The 16247-nt window shown below is 62.0% G+C and carries 21 protein-coding genes and 2 pseudogenes; 11 read left to right on the top strand and 12 right to left on the bottom strand.

Going from position 1 to position 16247, the window contains the following annotated elements:
* From E3T41_RS13945 to E3T41_RS13925, 6 genes and pseudogenes are all read right to left on the bottom strand, one after another.
* The coding region (locus E3T41_RS13945) for a transposase (RefSeq protein WP_166791567.1) at positions 1-301 on the bottom strand (301 nt) is incomplete at its 3' end.
* 56 nt (positions 302-357) lie between these two features.
* Positions 358-609: a hypothetical protein gene (locus E3T41_RS13940; RefSeq protein WP_134479116.1), complete on the bottom strand. Its 252-nt coding sequence runs from the start codon at positions 607-609 to the stop codon at positions 358-360.
* A complete protein-coding gene (locus E3T41_RS13935) occupies positions 609-923 on the bottom strand; it encodes a transposase (protein ID WP_134479114.1) in 315 nt (104 codons plus the stop codon). The genes E3T41_RS13940 and E3T41_RS13935 overlap by 1 nt, the downstream gene beginning before the upstream one ends.
* A 177-nt stretch (positions 924-1100) precedes the next feature.
* Entirely contained in the window at positions 1101-1289 is a 189-nt protein-coding gene (locus tag E3T41_RS19090) for a helix-turn-helix domain-containing protein (protein ID WP_370257734.1), read from the bottom strand.
* Positions 1275-1718, bottom strand: a pseudogene (locus tag E3T41_RS13930) (recombinase family protein); the annotation flags it as partial. The gene E3T41_RS19090 and the pseudogene E3T41_RS13930, both read right to left, overlap by 15 nt.
* Before the next feature lie 179 nt (positions 1719-1897).
* Positions 1898-2116, bottom strand: coding sequence for a hypothetical protein (locus E3T41_RS13925; RefSeq protein ID WP_198416374.1), 219 nt, complete (start codon positions 2114-2116; stop codon positions 1898-1900).
* Between the two features lie 106 nt (positions 2117-2222).
* On the opposite strand from E3T41_RS13925, the gene E3T41_RS13920 reads away from it, so the two are divergent.
* The 3 genes from E3T41_RS13920 (at position 2223) to katG (ending at position 5806) form a co-directional block, all read left to right on the top strand.
* Positions 2223-2480: a hypothetical protein gene (locus tag E3T41_RS13920; protein ID WP_134479112.1), complete on the top strand. Its 258-nt coding sequence runs from the start codon at positions 2223-2225 to the stop codon at positions 2478-2480.
* Positions 2481-2483: 3 nt separating this feature from the next.
* On the top strand, positions 2484-3071 hold the full coding sequence (locus E3T41_RS13915) for a GNAT family N-acetyltransferase (protein ID WP_134479110.1): 588 nt from the start codon (positions 2484-2486) through the stop codon (positions 3069-3071).
* A 422-nt stretch (positions 3072-3493) separates the two neighbouring features.
* Complete coding sequence (gene katG, locus E3T41_RS13910) at positions 3494-5806, top strand: catalase/peroxidase HPI (protein ID WP_092451677.1); 2313 nt, start codon at positions 3494-3496, stop codon at positions 5804-5806.
* 1037 nt (positions 5807-6843) lie between these two features.
* Here the strand turns inward: katG and E3T41_RS13900 are convergent.
* A complete protein-coding gene (locus E3T41_RS13900) occupies positions 6844-7056 on the bottom strand; it encodes a hypothetical protein (protein ID WP_092453038.1) in 213 nt (70 codons plus the stop codon).
* 194 nt (positions 7057-7250) lie between these two features.
* On the opposite strand from E3T41_RS13900, the gene E3T41_RS13895 reads away from it, so the two are divergent.
* The 3 genes from E3T41_RS13895 (at position 7251) to E3T41_RS13885 (ending at position 9591) form a co-directional block, all read left to right on the top strand.
* Positions 7251-7631, top strand: coding sequence for a VOC family protein (locus E3T41_RS13895; RefSeq protein WP_307725711.1), 381 nt, complete (start codon positions 7251-7253; stop codon positions 7629-7631).
* 132 nt (positions 7632-7763) lie between these two features.
* Entirely contained in the window at positions 7764-9137 is a 1374-nt protein-coding gene (locus E3T41_RS13890; RefSeq protein ID WP_092453044.1) for a glutamine synthetase, read from the top strand.
* 121 nt (positions 9138-9258) lie between these two features.
* Positions 9259-9591, top strand: coding sequence for a cupin domain-containing protein (locus E3T41_RS13885; RefSeq protein ID WP_092453047.1), 333 nt, complete (start codon positions 9259-9261; stop codon positions 9589-9591).
* Between the two features lie 62 nt (positions 9592-9653).
* Here the strand turns inward: E3T41_RS13885 and fdxA are convergent, their stop codons facing one another.
* The 5 genes from fdxA to E3T41_RS13865 all read right to left on the bottom strand — a co-directional run bounded on the left by fdxA (position 9654) and on the right by E3T41_RS13865 (position 12358).
* The gene (gene fdxA, locus E3T41_RS13880; RefSeq protein ID WP_092453050.1) at positions 9654-9977 is read right to left on the bottom strand and encodes a ferredoxin; all 324 of its coding nucleotides are present in this window, start codon (positions 9975-9977) and stop codon (positions 9654-9656) included.
* Positions 9978-10488: 511 nt separating this feature from the next.
* Entirely contained in the window at positions 10489-10815 is a 327-nt protein-coding gene (locus E3T41_RS18245; protein WP_198416428.1) for a hypothetical protein, read from the bottom strand.
* Positions 10779-11201: a hypothetical protein gene (locus E3T41_RS18240; protein ID WP_198416427.1), complete on the bottom strand. Its 423-nt coding sequence runs from the start codon at positions 11199-11201 to the stop codon at positions 10779-10781. The genes E3T41_RS18245 and E3T41_RS18240 overlap by 37 nt, the downstream gene beginning before the upstream one ends.
* Positions 11186-11620, bottom strand: coding sequence for a hypothetical protein (locus E3T41_RS18235; RefSeq protein WP_198416426.1), 435 nt, complete (start codon positions 11618-11620; stop codon positions 11186-11188). The genes E3T41_RS18240 and E3T41_RS18235 overlap by 16 nt, the downstream gene beginning before the upstream one ends.
* Before the next feature lie 102 nt (positions 11621-11722).
* The gene (locus E3T41_RS13865; protein ID WP_134479108.1) at positions 11723-12358 is read right to left on the bottom strand and encodes a GNAT family N-acetyltransferase; all 636 of its coding nucleotides are present in this window, start codon (positions 12356-12358) and stop codon (positions 11723-11725) included.
* Positions 12359-12630: 272 nt separating this feature from the next.
* On the opposite strand from E3T41_RS13865, the pseudogene E3T41_RS13860 reads away from it, so the two are divergent.
* The 5 genes and pseudogenes from E3T41_RS13860 (at position 12631) to E3T41_RS13840 (ending at position 16210) form a co-directional block, all read left to right on the top strand.
* Positions 12631-13848: pseudogene (locus tag E3T41_RS13860) on the top strand (IS3 family transposase).
* A 199-nt stretch (positions 13849-14047) separates the two neighbouring features.
* Complete coding sequence (locus tag E3T41_RS18595) at positions 14048-14239, top strand: hypothetical protein (protein ID WP_241991184.1); 192 nt, start codon at positions 14048-14050, stop codon at positions 14237-14239.
* A 218-nt stretch (positions 14240-14457) separates the two neighbouring features.
* Positions 14458-14838 carry a GNAT family N-acetyltransferase gene (locus E3T41_RS19085; protein WP_092453059.1) on the top strand — a complete coding sequence of 127 codons (381 nt, stop codon included), beginning with the start codon at positions 14458-14460 and terminating at the stop codon, positions 14836-14838.
* Positions 14839-15276: 438 nt separating this feature from the next.
* Entirely contained in the window at positions 15277-15768 is a 492-nt protein-coding gene (locus E3T41_RS13845) for a GNAT family N-acetyltransferase (RefSeq protein ID WP_166791566.1), read from the top strand.
* Positions 15769-15772: 4 nt separating this feature from the next.
* Positions 15773-16210, top strand: a complete 438-nt coding sequence (locus E3T41_RS13840) for a VOC family protein (RefSeq protein ID WP_134479104.1) — start codon at positions 15773-15775, stop codon at positions 16208-16210.
* Positions 16211-16247: the final 37 nt, after the last annotated feature.

Raw genomic sequence — 16247 nt, 5'->3', positions numbered from 1 at the left:
TTGCGCTCGTATCCGACGCTTCCTGGGCGAAGAAGATGGACGCTTTTTTTAGAAACGCCCGGTCGAGTTTCAGGTCCGCGTTCTCTTTCCGCAGCCGGAGCAGCTCGGAACGTTCCGACTCGGTGACTCCGGTCTCGCCGGTGTCATTGCGGGCCTTGAACGCGCTGACCCATCGGCCCAGCGAGGCCTCGTTACTGCTGAGCTCGCGGGCCACTGTCGCGATCGCCCTGCCGGTGTTGATCACCAGCTTCACGGCCTCGTCTTTGTACTCAGGAGTGAACTCCCGGCGTGTCTTTCCCATGTGAACATTCTCTCTTGTGAGGTGTCCACTCAACGGGGGCAGGGCCATAACGACGCTTAACCGCTGCCGGCATCTTGTTCGGTGCAAATCTGACCATTGGTTTCTCCCTGCTCGGGATTCGCAACGACCAGTAGAAACTGCCCCTCGTCGGAGTCGCCGTGGAACCACGCCACTTTCTGCTCGATGCCCTCCCGTCGAATCATGCGGTCCGACGGCTTCCGGTCGAGCCAGACGTAATATCCTGAGCGGGACACCTCGAGCAGGCGGACCATGCGGGTGATGGTGAAATTGGTTTTCTCCGCCAGCATCAGTTCGAACGCTTTGCGCTCGTATCCGACGCTTCCTGGGCGAAGAAGATGGACGCTTTTTTTAGAAACGCCCGATCCAGTTTCAGGTCCGCGTTCTCTTTCCGCAGCCGGAGCAGCTCGGACCGTTCCGACTCGGTGACTCCGGTCTCGCCGGTGTCATTGTGGGCCTTGAACGCGCTGACCCACCGGCCCAGCGAAGCCTCGTTGATGCCGAGCTCCCGAGCCACGGTCGCGATCGCCCTGCCGGTGTTGATCACCAGCTTCACGGCCTCGTCTTTGTACTCAGGAGTGAACTCCCGGCGTGTCTTTCCCATGTGAACATTCTCTCTTGTGAGGTGTCCAGTCAACGGGGGCAGGGCCAAAGATGGCACGTAATCGCCTCGCTTGGAGCGGAGATTCCTAGAGCCCGCGTGATTCCCTATATGTGCCCGCTCCGCGTTCCCGTTGCCGGACCGGTAAGCCCGGCAACGAGACTTCGGGTGAGGCCCCGATCAATGGCCCGATTGGAACTGACGTTGAATAGTGCGATAAACGGTCGACCGCGCGACGTTGAAAAGTTCCGCCAATTCCGCGCTCGAATGTAGGCCGGCGGTGTGTACTTCGATCAAGTGTTTCTGTTGCGCCACCGACAGTTTGGGCTGCTTACCTCGAAGACGTCCCTTCGCTTTGGCCACCTGCATTCCTTCCCGCGTTCTGGCGCGGATCAGGTCCGACTCGAATTCAGCGACCATCGCCAGGACGTTGAAGAGGAGGCGCCCGACCGGGTCGTTCGGATCATGCACCGCTCCGCCGATACTCAGCTTGACATCCTTGGCCGTCAGCTCGTCAATGATGTCTTTCGCATCTCTAAGTGAGCGTGCGAGTCTGTCGAGTTTGGCGACGACGAGGGTGTCGCCAGCACGGCAGGCGGCCAGCGCTTCGCGAAGGCCGGGCCGGGCTCGGTTCGTTCCGGTCAGACCATGATCGGTGTAGATCAGTGACGATCTAACGCCCAGTCGTTCCAGGGCGTTTTGTTGGGCGGTGAGATCTTGTTCCTCTGTGGAAACGCGTGCGTATCCAATTAGTAATCCATCCATGGCGAAACCATCCCGCCCTGCTGTGAACGGGTCACTAATCGTCGCAGTGGGGGTCCGGCTTACGGGGCGGCCGAGGCCGATGTTGAACATCCGCGTACGTGCTCTGTCGACCACACTGTCCTTGGGCACGATGGCGAGACTTTACGGGAGCGGGACCACGTCGCGACGAGGCGTCGGTCAGCTTCGCTGAGTGACTGCGGGGAAGGCATGTCTCACGTGTTCGTGTGGCCGTGCCCCGGACGTCGGAGACCGAGCACAATCAGGATGATGCCAACTATGGCGAGGATGAGCCCGATTGAAAGCCACATCCTGCTACCCGTCATGAAACTTCCCGGGATCAGATTCATGCCCTGCCCAGTCCAGATTCCACCCAGGATCAGAGCTATCACGCCGACGGTGATCAAAGTCATGCGTCCGATGCCGCTAGTCATGTCTCCCAAGGTACCCTGACCGGCTCACTCGTCGCCCGGTAGAGGTCCGGCTTACGGGCGGTCGCATGAGCGACACGCAAATTTCTCCGAGCGTATGCTCGGCTGCATGAGTTCGATACCCCCGATCAGCAAGACGCGAAGCACCGTCATCATCCTGGCGGCCGCGGTCCTCGCTGTCGCTGGCCTGGCGCAAGTTTTGCTTCGGATCGCTGAGGGGGAGGGCGAGCCGGGTGACATATTCGTGTTGGTACTCGGTGCCGTTCAGTTCATCTGCGGGCTCGCGGCGTTCATCTATTACGGTCGTCGCCGCTATCTGCAAAAATTTGCGCTCGACAAGTCTCAGGATGACTCGCCTGAAAGCTAGCGCGTGATCCGCCAGGCAACCCGTGAGGGTCCGGCTTACGGCACCATTCGTCAAGCTACATTCGGAGTCATGTGGAGGACTTTTGTGCGACAGGCGACGGCCGACGACCTGGAGTTTCTTGAAGCGATCGAGAATGAAGCAGATGCGCTGTTCGCGACCGTGTTCTCGATAGTCTACTGGCGGTCTGCTCCTTCTTATACGGCGCCCTCACTGCAGAGTGGCTTCATCCTCGTAGCCAGCGAAAATCCAGGATCGGACCCGATCGGGTTTGCCCATGTCCTCGAAGTCCCTGGCAGCAGTCATCTCGAGCAGCTGTCGGTCATGCCGTCGGCGGCACACCGCGGGCATGGGCGCGCGCTCATCGAGGCAGTCAAGAGCGAATCACGACTGCGCGGATGCAAACGGGTTGCCTTGCGAACGTTCACGGACGTTCCATGGAATGCGCCCTTCTACTTGAGCTGTGGTCTCATCGAGCGTGATCCCGATTCTGATTTTCTTCGTGATCTGTCAGCGGCAGAGCACCAGCGAGGACTTGGGTACGGCCGGCGTATTCAAATGAACTTCGACCTGACTGATGAGCTGCCCCGATAACCGTTCCCCACTAGGAGCCTCTGGCGGGGGTGCTCCCAGTTCACCGCGAGCGGAACACGATTCGCGGAAATCAAGCTCTCGACAGCCGCCGTCCTCCGGCGTCGGTTTCACCGGGCTTCGCACCGCCCGCACCGCAGCAATCGGCGCAGGGCTTTATTTGGTTTGGCCGTCGTGCGCTCGGCCACCGCACCACCGCCGTCTAGAAGTCAGTCACTTTCTTGGCATGTCACGCACACCTTGCGGGAATACGATCTCTCTATCGGGCTTCCCGTCACGTCGGCAGCCCGCGACGCACCGCCTCACAGCAGCGTCGAAGCATCGCTGCACCACAGATTGACGCCGCTGCGATGCGGCGGCTAATCGTTAAATTGTGACCCCGACGACACCGTTTCTCATCTAGCTAAAGCACACAGGGAGCATCAATGAGCACTGACGACCAGACCAACACATGCAGTTTCCACATGAGCGGTGCGCTGCCAGCAGGTGGCGACCACCTCGGTGGCACCTTCGGTCAGTCGCCGACCCTGGACAGTTGGTACCCGCAACGTCTCCGGGTTGAGCTTCTCCACCGGAACGGCGTAGACGCCGACCCGCTCGGCGCGGACTTCGACTACGCGGCGGCTTTCGCCACGATCGACCTCACGACGCTCAAGTCGGACATCAAGCGACTGCTCACCACATCGGTCGACTGGTGGCCGGCGGACTACGGCAACTACGGTCCACAGATGATCCGAATGGCGTGGCATGCCGCCGGCACGTACCGAATTGCCGACGGCCGTGGCGGAGCGGGCACCGCGATGCAGCGGTTCGCACCAATCGGAAGCTGGTGGGACAACGGCAACACCGACAAATCACGACGACTCCTACAGCCGATCAAGCACCAGTACGGCAACGCTCTGTCGTGGGCCGACCTGATGGTCTTGACCGGCAACTGCTCCCTCGAGTTGATGGGCCTGCCGACGTACGGCTTCGGTGGTGGACGACTCGATGCGTGGGAACCGGACGACGGCACCTGGTGGGGCCCGGAGGTCTGGGACCCGCACGCGGTCGCGAGCCCTGACGAGATGGTGAGCCGCGACGAACGCTGGCATGGTCAGAACGGCGACGCGGGCTACGACTTGCAGAGCCCCCTGGCCGCGTCGCACCAGGCGCTCATCTACGTCAACCCTGAGGGGCCCTATTCGAACGGCGACCCGCTGGGCTCAGCACGCGACATTCGCATCACGTTCACGCGGATGGCGATGAACGACGAGGAAACGGTGGCATTGATCGCCGGTGGCCACGCGTTCGGTAAGAGCCACGGCCAGGTGCCCGCATCCGACATCGGACCGTCACCCGAGAAAGCCCCGATCGAGTCGATGGGGCTCGGTTGGCACAACCCGGTGGGTACCGGCAGTGCCGAGCACACTTCGACCAACGGCATCGAGGGCAGTTGGACTCCGAACCCGACACAGTGGGACAACACCTACCTCGAGAACCTGTTCGCGTACGACTACGAGCAGACGAAAAGCCCGGCCGGCGCGCTGCAGTGGACACCGACTGACTCGGAGGCGCCGAAGACTCCGGACGCCCACGTACCCGGTCAGATGAACCCGCTCATGATGATGACCTCGGACATCGCACTCAAGGTCGACCCGGAGTATCGGGCCATATGCGAGCGTTTCCTGGCCGACTTCGATCTGTTCACCCTCGCGTTCTCGAAGGCCTGGTACAAGCTCACGCACCGCGACATGGGGCCGAAGCACCGGTACCTCGGCCCGGAGGTTACCATCGCCGACGACCTGCTCTGGCAGGACCCGCTCCCGGACGCAGCAGGATACTCACTCGACGAGGCCGACGTGGCAGCGCTCAAGGAAGCCGTCCTCGCGACCGGGCTGTCCGTGTCCGACCTCGTCTACACGGCGTTCTCCGCCGCCTCGACCTACCGCGACAGCGACAAGCGCGGAGGGGCGAACGGTGCCCGCCTGGCTTTGTCGCCGCAGAAAGACTGGGCGGTCAACCGACGCACCGTCCCAGTCCTCGACGCGCTGCGGAACGTGCAGGCGGCTTTCACGGCGACGTCGGGCGGCCGGGAGGTGTCTCTCGCCGACCTCATCGTCCTCGCCGGCAGCGCCGCCGTGGAGCAGGCGGCACGGGCGGCAGGATCTGACGCCAGCGTGCCGTTTACGCCAGGCCGTGTCGACACGACGCAGGAGTTAACCGACATCGAGATGTTCGAGTGGCTGCGACCCATTGCGGACGGGTTCCGCAACTTCGTGTCCGAGCGCTTCGAAGAGTTTGCTCCGGGCGTCGCGCCCGAGGCGGCATTCCTCGACAAGGCGAACCTGTTCACTCTCACCGCACCGGAGTGGACCGTCCTGCACGCCGGGCTCCGCGTGCTCGGCAGCAACTGGGACGGGTCCGACGTGGGTGTGCTCACGGATCACGTCGGAGCCCTGACGACCGACTTCCTCGTGAATCTGACCGACACCGACCTCATCTGGACGAAGGACGACGAGACCGCGATGACCTTCACTGGTCGGGTTCAGGCGACCGGCGAGGCTCGCTGGAGGGCCTCCCGGAATGACCTGGTATTCGGCTCGAACGCGCAACTGCGGTCGATCGCCGACGCCTACGCGGGCAGCGACGGGCAAGAGCGGTTCGTCCGCGAATTCATCCGCGTCTGGTCGAAGGTCATGATGCTCGACCGCTACGACGTCAATGGCCACAAGCGTTACGGGGCGATGGCCGCCTGATCCCGGAGGTCGCGTCCCGGCGAGCTGACGGCGTGGAGGCACGGCGCGGTCACGCGCTGAGCCTCCAAGCCGTCGAAGCCTTGACCGAACGACGTTTGAGGCCGCGAGCCGAACGTTGCACGGATTGATCAGGCTGGGGACGGCCAAGGAACCTCCGCGGGCAGCACGTGGTCGACCACACTTGCACCTCGACGGCCTGCGAGGGTGGACGGGCCGCTATGCCCTGGAATCCGTTGCCCCCGCTCGTAGAGACGCCGGCCGGATTTGCTTTGGCCTCGGGTTGCGAGAGGGTGCCGCTGATGTTCTCTGTGGCGGCTCGTAAGGCCTGAGCCTTCCGGGGTCATGTCTCGCTGAGGAATGCGCGTGACCGGTAGAGGTTCCCCATGCGGGCAGAGGACGACCGGCGCCAAGATCACGGCCAGGTGCTCACCTTGGAACCGAAGTTCGGCTAGGCGGTGGATCAGCGGGCGAACCGTCTGCTTCAATGGGCTTTCCCGTGGGACGAGCGTAGTAGGCCCATGGAAACCACATTGTTCCTATTCGGTGCCATCCTTCACCCTCTAATCGGTGTCGGCTGGATCCGAATGCCACGACTCGGAGGTGTTCCCATTGCTCATTAGATTGGATGACGTCGTGGAAGTACATTCCGTAGCTAATTGAATGCCACCCAGTGCGTCCAGCTTCGGCTAGCGCGTCCATCTCGTCAAACGCCGTCAAGGGATAGAGTCGACGTTTCTCGTCAGAAGAATGGACGTCGGTGTTGTCGAGAACCCGACCGAATCTCTGCTGGGCTGCTTGTCGACTCATACCAAGTTGCTGCCCGATGCGCTCCCAGCTCACGCTCGCCTGACGAGCGGATGCGACTGCAAACTGCAAAAGCTGGGCTATTTCCTCAGCGCTCCGGGATGTCAGATCAATGAGGTCAAGATAGGAGTCGGGCTCGTGTTCAAGGCGCCCCGCCAGAGTTGGGTCGACTGACGCAATTGCATCTGACAGGGCGCGGCGCAGGCCGTCGTCGGTCTGCTCGGGTTCTTCATTCATTGGTCGCGGGGTGGCTTGGCGCGCGCGACTACTACTGCCAGGGAAGCCCCAGCTGCGCCGAGCAGCAACGCGACGACGACGAGTAATAGGACCTTGATCACAATGGAAGCAACGAGAAGCGTGGAAAGGGCGATGCCGACGGAAGCAAGCGCGATAAATGTAGCGGTGAATGCTGCCCGAGATTTTAGGGCCGGATTGTCGTGAACCATGTGTCAATCATAGATTGACTGGCGCATTTGTCAACCGTGAATTGACATGCGGCGCGCATCGGTTGCAATCCGCGCGCTTTCCGACGCCATTGTAAATTGCCTTGACCCGCTGTCCCGCAAGGGGGTGAATCCGCCGTTCCCTTGCGGGAAAAGACCCTCAAGGCTCGTGGAACGATAGCGATATGGTCATTGGTGTGCATCACATTGAGATTTGGGTCGCAGACCTGGACAGCGCTCGCATGTCCTGGGGCTGGCTTCTCGTGGAACTCGGATGGTCCGTCGACCAGGAGTGGGACAATGGTACCTCCTGGCGATGCGGGGACGTCTACATCGTGACCACGCGACCGCCAGCCCTCTCTGGTGGCGTACACGACCGAAGGCTGCCGGGAATCAACCACCTCGCGCTTCATGGAGGATCCGAGGCCGACGTTGACCACATCCTGGGTGCAGCAGCGGACAACGGCTGGAAATCGCTGTACGCGGATCGCTACCCCCACGCTGGAGGCCTCGACCACTACGCCGCTTATCTTGCAAATGAAGCAGGCTTCAAGGTCGAAGTTGTGGGCGAACCCTGAGCACCAACGCATTCCCACTCAGGGTTCCGCCTGTGCGCCAGTTCCCGACCAGCACTCACTCACCCGTTGGGACCCGCGGCCGAGCGTCCAGGTGAATTTCCTAACAACGCTCATTCCTGCCAGCATGTCGGTATGGCGACAGAGTCTATTCTCCCCGAGTTCAGCGACAGCCGGATTGACGATGTGGCCGAACGGCTCTCCGAAGCCGGCGTCGGCATCATCGTAGGAACGCTGGCGAACCCAGCCGGCATCTACCTGGCCAAGACCATCCCGGTTCATCGACTGGCAACGTTCGCTTCATCCGGTCTCGGCGCCCCGCCGGTGTGGAACATCTTCTGCATCGACGGCGGCATTGCATTCACACCCGACCTCGGCGTCGTCGGCGATATGAGACTGAGACTCGATCTCGACGCTCTCCGAATCCTCGATGAAGGTCTCGCTTGGGCACCAACGGAGATCTTTGACCAGAACGGCGCACCACTCGCCATCGATCCGAGGGGGCGGCTTCGCCGCATCCAACACGACATCGAGGAAGCCGGGCTTGAGGCGCTCGTGGGGCACGAGATCGAGTTCACCATCACCGCTGCGGACGGAACCCCGCTCCCACGCGCGGGCTGGACACCCTACGGTCTCGGTCCGGTACTCGACCACGAGGCATTCATCACCGAATTGCTCTCCGCCACCGCCGCCGCCGGAATCCCGCTCGAGCAACTACACGCCAAGTTCTTTCCCTCCACGGTTGAGTTCTCGCTGCCACCGGCCACACCACTTCAGGCGGCCGACGGGGTAGTTCTCGCCCGCCTGATCACAGGGAGGCTGGCGCGCAAACACAACCTGCGGGCATCTTTCTCGCCCGTCCCTATCAGCGGGGGCGGCGGGAATGCGGCGCACGTCCATTACTCGTTCAGCCGCAATGGGGAACCTCTCTTTTCCGGCGGCGACGGACCCCACGGCATGACCACCGATGGAGCGTCTTCCATCGCCGGGGTGATCGCCGCACTCCCCGGTATCCAGGGCATTCTCGGTGGATCGATCCTCTCGGGGGCGCGGTTGCGGCCCCGAGTCTTTTCGGGCGCATATGCCTGCTGGGGCCGGGAGAATCGCGGGGCGGCGGTTCGTTTCCTCGAAGCCACCCGCGGCAATCCGCAAGGCGCCAACGTCGAAGTCAAGATTGTCGATCCGTCGTCGAACCCGTACCTGACGACCGCGGTCATCCTCGGCGCCGCACTCGAGGGCATCCGGTCATCGACGGCGCTTCCAGCGGAGGTCACCACGAATCCGGCCGACCAGACCGAAGAGCAGCAACTCGCCTCGGCGACGGTGCTGCTTCCCTCCGCTCTGGGAGTAACACTCGACGCTCTCGCCGCTTCCGAACTCGCTGCCCACATTCTCGGACCTCAGATCATCCAGGCCGTACTTGCAGTTCGACGCTGGGAACTCGATCACTACGGGTCGGCCGACGCCGACCAACTGCCAGAGAAGTTCCGGTTCGCCTGGTCGATCTAATCACAGAAGGGGCGGAGGATTCGGCTTCTGTAGCCGCGCTCGCCACATGGGAATGTCTGGAGGCGACAGTATGCTGGGGATTACATCAGCAAGCGCAGTGCCGCGCGAAGAGAGGTGCCTCATGATGAAGTCGTCGTTGACTGCTCTTGTGCGTCACGAGTTGGATCATGCCCGGCAGGTCAGCAGCGGCCGAAGTGCGAAGACCGTGTACGGAGGCAGCGAACGCACGCTTCGCCAGACTGTGATCGCCTTGCGTGCGGGCGCCAAGCTGGATGAGCATGAGAATCCCGGTGACGCGACCTTTTTCGTGCTGCACGGACGCGTCGTCCTCATCTCGGGTGCGAACTCCTGGAGCGGCTCACCGGGCGATCTGCTGATCGTGCCGGAGGGTCGACACGCACTCGAAGCATTAGAAGACGCGGCGGTATTGTTCACGGTGGCAAAGACTCGGTGATGAGTTCCCCAAATCGATGACCCATAGGAGTTCGGGGGGTGCGCGATCGAGAAAGGGGTGCCTCAGGCGGCAGCCTGCGGCGGTAGTACAGCAATAAAGGGGTGATCCTTGGCAAATGTGCCCACCTTGGCGGCCCCGCCCGGGGAGCCGATGCCGTCGAAGAATTCGACGTTAGCCTTATAGTAATTGGCCCATTGCTCCGGCACGTCATCCTCGTAGTAGATCGCCTCGACTGGACATACCGGTTCACAGGCACCGCAGTCGATGCACTCATCGGGGTGGATGTAGAGCATCCGTTCGCCCTCATAAATACAGTCGACCGGGCATTCTTCGATGCAGGCCCGATCTTTCACATCGACGCAGGGAAGAGCTATAACGTACGTCACAGTGGCAGGGCTCCCTTCACGAAGAGATGACTTTGAGCCTACGACAACCGGGTCATCAAATCCAGATCACGCTGTCGGGCCCGCTGGGGACGGGCCTTCAAACGGCACGGTTCAGTCTCGATCGCGGGCCGGGTTTGCGCTCCTCTCGTTCAGCCAGGCAATGAGTCCGCCCGCGAGCAGCATGTCGATCTGCCGCTGTGAGAAGTTCTGCCGGATGGGGTAGTCCTCCTTGCGAGTCGCATTGTGCACGGTGATCTCGGTGCCGGCAGCCAGCTATGAGGGCCGCAGCTTCAGTGGCATGACCAACGGCTACGACAAGGGGTTGGCGCTCGTCGCGTTCGGCGCAGCCTTTCTCGTTCGGACACCTCGCGGGAGAGGACCGCGGCAAGGTATTCCTCGTGCGACCAACCGGAATCGCGGGCCTGGTCGCCGAGGCGGCGGAACGCGTCGCCGATCCTCGGCGCGCGCAGCGCCCGGGCGTAGTACTCGATCTGTGAAGCCGAGGCGCCGCTCATTCGACCACGTCCATGTCCATGTCGCGCAGCTCAGGGCCGGTATCCACGCCGAACAACCGGTCATAGGACGCCAGGCTGGCCGTCTCCACGAACGCGACCGTCGGTTGCGGTCGGCGATGCCGCAGCGGCTGGAACTGGCGCCGCAGCACATCGGCCTGCCCGACATGCTCCGGGTCGGTCACCGTCAGCGCGCGGGCCCATTCCCGCTCGTGAGACGTCACGTTCACCCCATTGTGGGTGACGTTGACCGTGTCCAGGCTCGCCGTCACATCGACGAAGCGGCCGATCATCGCCGGCGCGACGGAGTAATCGTTGGAGAGCACCGGACGTAGTAATCCCGCGGCAGGCGCACCGTGTTGCGAAAGAGCACATCCGACGCCACCGGCGACAGCGAGCGCATCGCCGCGCGGTCCTGCTCGATTAAATCCATCGGGCGCGCCCGCCGCGACTGGGAATGACGCGCGTTCGCCAGCGGCAGCCAGTCAGCGATCTGCTCGTTGAAGTCCTGCGGCGATGCGAAATGCCGCCCCGGCATGAACGACGATCGGAAGAACCGGTTGCGGCGCTCGACCATGCCCTTCGACTCCGGATCGCGGGCCTTGAGCAGCTTGATCTCGGTGCCGAGGGTCCCGGCGAACGCGGCGGTGCGTTCGGTGAGTTTGCCCTTGCCGATGCCAGTCTCGTTGTCCCAGGTCAGCCGGAGCGGCACGGCGCCGGCGGCTTGCCCTCCTGTCCATGGCCCAGCGGCGACGGCTCATGCGGAAACCAGAGGTCGCACTGCACCTGCTTGCCGGGCTCGTGCACCAGCCGATCGGCCGGGTCCGGCGGGACATACTCCGGTCGGATCGCGGCGACCTTGTCTCGGAACACCGACGCTGACCCCAACCAGCCGACTCGCTCCGCCAACGTCGAGGCGGGCATCCGCGGCGTCACGGCCAACAGCACCCGGACCTGCGCCGCATACGCGTCAAAACTCGACCCCGTCGCGGCCCGCTGATACTTCGGTAGCCGGTCCGACTCCAACGCCCGATCGACCGTTCCCCGCGAGACGCCGACGAGTCGGCCGATCTCGCGCTTCGAGTGCTGGCCCGTTGAAAACAGCTGGCGTATCTTCGCCCAATCATCCATATTGATCACCCTCCATAGTGGCTGGTGGCCCTGTTTCCAGTCGGCGCTTGGGTTCTACTGGTCGTTGCAACACCCAGACGCTTGGGAGTTTGCAGGACATGGTTAAAGCCGGCCAATGAGCCCTCGACCGACGAACAGAAGCCTGGGGCGGCTCAACGATTCTGCCGTTAGAACTAGTTTCTTGTTCAGGGCTACTTCGCCGTCGCGCCTTTTGAGGCGGTCGACGCCGTTGTCCTGGTAGCCAACTTTGCGCGATACCGCGAGCGACGCCGGATTGTCGGTAAAGGCGGCCGAGGTGACCTCGGCGGCCTTGAGATGGTCGAACATGAAGGCCGCAATGGTTTGACGCATCAGGGTGCCGATTCCTTGCCCGTGATGTTTCTCGCCCAGCCAGGACCCCGTTTCACCCGTTCGAGTGATCAGATAGTCTCTGGTGGAAATGCTTTGGCAACCGACAATCTCGTCGTTGAATCGGACCGTGGTCTCAAGCGTCCAGGGCGCCGGCTCCATCGCCGCTCGCTGCGCCCAGTGATACTGCATGAGTCTCAGCCGAACCTCGTCCGTGGACCCCAGGGTCCACGGAAACCCGAACGGCATCTCGGTCCGTGCATGGATCCCGGACTGGGCGAGCGCTACGAGGCTTGGCAGGTCGGAGTCGCGAACAGGGGTCAAGGTCACCGGGCCGCAGGTGACTGTGAGTCCAAAGGGCGGCCATAAGTTTTCCATCGGTTCTGGCATTTCATCAGCCTATTGGTCTTGAACTGCGTGCCTCAGTTCAACCGAACGGCGCTTGTCAACCTTGCGACTAATAACGCTGCGTCGAGACGTCCCGCGCGGGGTTCCTCCGTGGCACAGGCACCCGTGACGTTTATGGAACGATGATGACATGGCAGTTGGGGTGCATCACATCGAGATTTGGGTTGGTGACCTGGACAGCGCGCTGACCTGCCGCGGATATCTCGGACAGTGGGCCCTCTTAAAATGAGGGTTCACTGAAAGTAGAGATCAGCATGACCGCAGCACGCAGGCGTTTCACCCAGGAGTTCAAAGACGAGCTGTGCCGTGAGGTGATCAACACCTCCAAGCCGATCAAGGACGTGGCCACCGCGTATGGCGTCGGCGCTGAGTCTCTTCGGAACTGGCTCAACAAATACCGCGAGGCCAACGGCGGTACCGAAGCGGACCTGACGGTCTCGGAACGGGCCCGACTGAAGGAGCTCGAGCGGGAAGTTCAGGAGCTGCGGGCGGAGACCGCTTTCTTGAAAAAAGCCAGCGCTTACTTCGCGCGGGAGCAGCGGTAGTGAGCAAGTACGAATACATCGACTCCCAAAAATCTGAGCCCACCAACCGGAATTCGGTGGTGAAAATGTGTCTCTGGCTGGCCGTGTCCACGTCCGGTTTCTACCACTGGGCAATCCGGCCGCAGTCCGCGACCGCGGCCCGCAGAGAGGCCCTAATCTCCCGCATTCAACACTTCTTCGAGGAGTCCGACGGCACCTACGGATACCGCCGAATCCACGCCGACCTTGCCGCGGAACAGACCGAGTGCTCGCCCGAGCTGGTGCGACAACTCATGCGCCAAATCGGCCTCGTAGCCTGCCAACCACGGCCCTTCCGCATCACTACCGAAGCCGATGCCGAAGCGGCCGCGAACATGCCCGACCTCGTCAAACGCGACTTCACCGCCGACCGCCCCGGAGCGAAATTCGTCGGCGATATTACGTACATCCACACCTGGCAAGGATTCATCTATCTGGCCACCGTCATCGACTGCTATTCCAAGAAAGTCGTCGGGTGGTCCATCGCCGACCACATGCGCACCGAACTCGTCGCCGACGCCCTCCGGAACGCCGCCGCGACGACCCTGATCGAGCCTGACGCGATCTGGCATTCCGACCGCNATTGAGCCGGACGCGATTTGGCATTCCGACAGGGGCAGCGTTTACACGTCGGCCAATTTTCGGGCTCTGGTGACCGGCCTGGGGATGCGCTCCTCGATGGGCCGGACCGGCGTGTGCTGGGACAACAGCATGGCCGAAAGTTTCTTCTCCATGCTCAAGAACGAACGTGTGTACCGCACCGCCTACGCAACGAAATCACAAGCTCGCAGCGACGTCATCCGCTATATCGAAGGGTTTTACAACAGTCGACGCCGGCACTCCGCGCTCGGTTACCGAAGGCCGAATGAAGTCCACTACGGTTATCAACAGCCAGCATTGGCAGCGTAGAAGAATCCACTAATTCCGCTGTCCGAAATACCCGCGGCAGGCCACGCGAACATCGTGGGGCTGGCTGCTTGTGGTGCTCGGCTGGTCCATCGATCAGAAATGGAACACTGGCATCTCTTGGCGATGCGGCGAGGTCTACATAGTCGTCACTCGACCGCCCGCCGTCTCCGCCGATGAGCATGATCGTCGCCGTCCCGGAATGAACCACATTGCCCTCCATGGAGGGACTTCAGCTGATGTCGACCGCATCGTCGGTCGGGCATCAACCCACGGCTGGACCGAGCTATACGCGGATCGGTACCCCCACGCAGGAGGCCCCGACCACTACGCCGCGTACCTCGAAGATGAAGCCGGTTCAAAGGTCGAAGTCGTCGCCACAGCGCCGCGCTGACGCACCGCCTTCGGGTTTCCAACCCCGAGCTGCAGGACTGTGCCAGTCTCAATGGATGAAGATGCCGCCGACAGCTGAAACTCTGACACCTGCGCGCCTCCTGTTGGAACCGCTGTCGGTTGCGCACGCGTCGTCGATGGTAAACGTTTTAGCCGATCCCTCTTTGTACGAATTCACTGGTGGGGAAGCGCCGTCACTGAGGGAGTTAGAAAACCGTTATGCCGCTCAAGTCGTGGGGGCACTCCGCGGACCGCTCGCAGTGGTGGTTGAACTGGATCGTCATTCAGCGTGATGGAGCAGAGCCAGTGGGATTCGTCCAAGCAACTGTAGAGAATGACGGGACGAGGCTCACCGCCGACACAGCCTGGGTCACTTCACCGAGCTGGCCGGGACGCGGGTTTGCTTCCGAAGCAGCCCAGGCCATGCTCGAATGGTTGCGATCCAACGGAGTCCACCGCTTCACGGCACACATTCTCCCGGCCAATCGCGCGTCCATGCGCGTCGCACAAAATCAAGCGCTACAGGCGACGTTTTCGAGGAAAGATGGTGAAATCCGGTGGCAATCCCAATCACCTCCTAGCGAACCTTGGAGGATGTGACGGGAGGAATCCTGACTTCCTGACTTTTGCGCCTTTCCCGTAAGGGGTTGGGCTTACGGGTCAGCTCGACGCGTCTGATCCTTTGCGGTCTTTTTCGTCTTGGCAGTCAAAGCGATGACCGCGCTTGCAGCTGAGAGGACGGCTAGCAGCAGAGCGAGAACCAGACTAAAAACATGCCCTCCGTTGGTTCCCGTATCTCCGTTCGCGATCGCAATTATCTGGATCGTTGCGTTTGCTAGCCAGAGCACGACCATCGCAAGGCTGAGCCCGACCTGGTGCCTGCCGACCCACAAAATCATCCGTCTGCCAGTCATGGTGTAAATGTATCCGTGTGATCTTCCAATTCCTAGGAGTCCGATAAGGGTTCGGGTTACGGGCATCACTCGTGAACGAGGCGCGCGAAATTCGCGTGATGGCTCGGGAAGTAGTGTGGAAGGCATGCTGCACGCGTTGCCGATTATTATCTCTACGGCAACCCCCACGTCCGCTGAAGCCGAGGGCGTGTCTCTTCGATACTACGAGGACATTGTGGGTCGCTACCACGGGCGTCGCGCGTCTCGGCAGGAAGTTTTGGCCGCTCAGGCGGGGTACCCCAGTGATGACCTCATCGCTCCAACCGGGCTCCTTCTGCTCGCCCGCCAGGGGCACACCGTGCTCGGCTGCGCAGGAATGAGGGTTCGCCCGGGCGCGATCGGTGAGGTGACCAGAGTCTTCGTAGAGCAAACGGCCCGTGGTAAGGGCGTGGGGCGCCTTCTCATGGAGACTCTGGAACGCGAATCCCGCGCCTTGGGGCTCGTCGCGTTGCAGTTAGACACGCGAACCGACCTGCTTGAGGCTCGAAGTCTCTATGCCTCCCTCGGCTTCATCGAGGGCGAAGCTCACAACGCGGACCCGTACGCAAACCACTGGTTCCGAAAAGAACTGCGGTGAATCCATGACAAGCGCGGAAACCACACCGGGTCCAGACCTCGTCCCGGAGCTCCTGGTCACATCGCTGGATAAGAGTTTAGATTTCTGGTGCCGTCTCTGCGGATTTGAAGTATTGTACGGTCGCCCCGAAGACGGGTTTGCCTACATTACCAGCGGCACGGCGCACATCATGCTCGAGCAGCGGGGCACGGGACGAAACTGGATACCGGCGGCGCTGGAGCACCCATTCGGTCGTGGCATCAACTTCCAAATCACTGTCGCGTCGCTCCAACCGCTCGAAAGTGCTCTCCGTGCTGCCAGCTGGCCGCTCTTCATGGACCCGGAGACGAAATGGTACCGAATAGGCAGTACCGAGGCTGGCGTGGCTCAGTTTCTCGTGCAGGACCCGGATGGATACCTGATCCGCTTCCAAGCGTCAATCGGCCGGAGGTCCGTCCCGTGAGGGGTTCGGCGGATTCAACGGGACGCCCGCTCGACGG

This window comes from Cryobacterium sp. Hh38 (genome assembly GCF_004403235.1).
In the GTDB taxonomy this organism is placed as follows: Bacteria; Actinomycetota; Actinomycetes; order Actinomycetales; family Microbacteriaceae; genus Cryobacterium; species Cryobacterium levicorallinum.
This window is presented reverse-complemented; position numbering and strand designations above follow the sequence as displayed.

Bases quoted from the DNA above. Each gene is read 5' to 3' on its own strand.
- katG (WP_092451677.1), top strand. From the start codon at position 3,494: ATGAGCACTGACGACCAGACCAACACATGCAGTTTCCACATGAGCGGT.
- E3T41_RS19085 (WP_092453059.1), top strand. From the start codon at position 14,458: ATGCCGCTCAAGTCGTGGGGGCACTCCGCGGACCGCTCGCAGTGGTGG.
- E3T41_RS18595 (WP_241991184.1), top strand. From the start codon at position 14,048: ATGAACCACATTGCCCTCCATGGAGGGACTTCAGCTGATGTCGACCGC.
- E3T41_RS13840 (WP_134479104.1), top strand. From the start codon at position 15,773: ATGACAAGCGCGGAAACCACACCGGGTCCAGACCTCGTCCCGGAGCTC.
- E3T41_RS13885 (WP_092453047.1), top strand. From the start codon at position 9,259: ATGATGAAGTCGTCGTTGACTGCTCTTGTGCGTCACGAGTTGGATCAT.
- E3T41_RS18235 (WP_198416426.1), bottom strand. From the start codon at position 11,620: ATGGATGATTGGGCGAAGATACGCCAGCTGTTTTCAACGGGCCAGCAC.
- E3T41_RS13925 (WP_198416374.1), bottom strand. From the start codon at position 2,116: ATGACTAGCGGCATCGGACGCATGACTTTGATCACCGTCGGCGTGATA.
- E3T41_RS13920 (WP_134479112.1), top strand. From the start codon at position 2,223: ATGAGTTCGATACCCCCGATCAGCAAGACGCGAAGCACCGTCATCATC.
- E3T41_RS13845 (WP_166791566.1), top strand. From the start codon at position 15,277: ATGCTGCACGCGTTGCCGATTATTATCTCTACGGCAACCCCCACGTCC.
- E3T41_RS13935 (WP_134479114.1), bottom strand. From the start codon at position 923: ATGGGAAAGACACGCCGGGAGTTCACTCCTGAGTACAAAGACGAGGCC.
- E3T41_RS13865 (WP_134479108.1), bottom strand. From the start codon at position 12,358: ATGCCAGAACCGATGGAAAACTTATGGCCGCCCTTTGGACTCACAGTC.
- E3T41_RS13940 (WP_134479116.1), bottom strand. From the start codon at position 609: ATGCTGGCGGAGAAAACCAATTTCACCATCACCCGCATGGTCCGCCTG.
- E3T41_RS13890 (WP_092453044.1), top strand. From the start codon at position 7,764: ATGGCGACAGAGTCTATTCTCCCCGAGTTCAGCGACAGCCGGATTGAC.
- E3T41_RS13900 (WP_092453038.1), bottom strand. From the start codon at position 7,056: ATGGTTCACGACAATCCGGCCCTAAAATCTCGGGCAGCATTCACCGCT.
- E3T41_RS19090 (WP_370257734.1), bottom strand. From the start codon at position 1,289: ATGCAGGTGGCCAAAGCGAAGGGACGTCTTCGAGGTAAGCAGCCCAAA.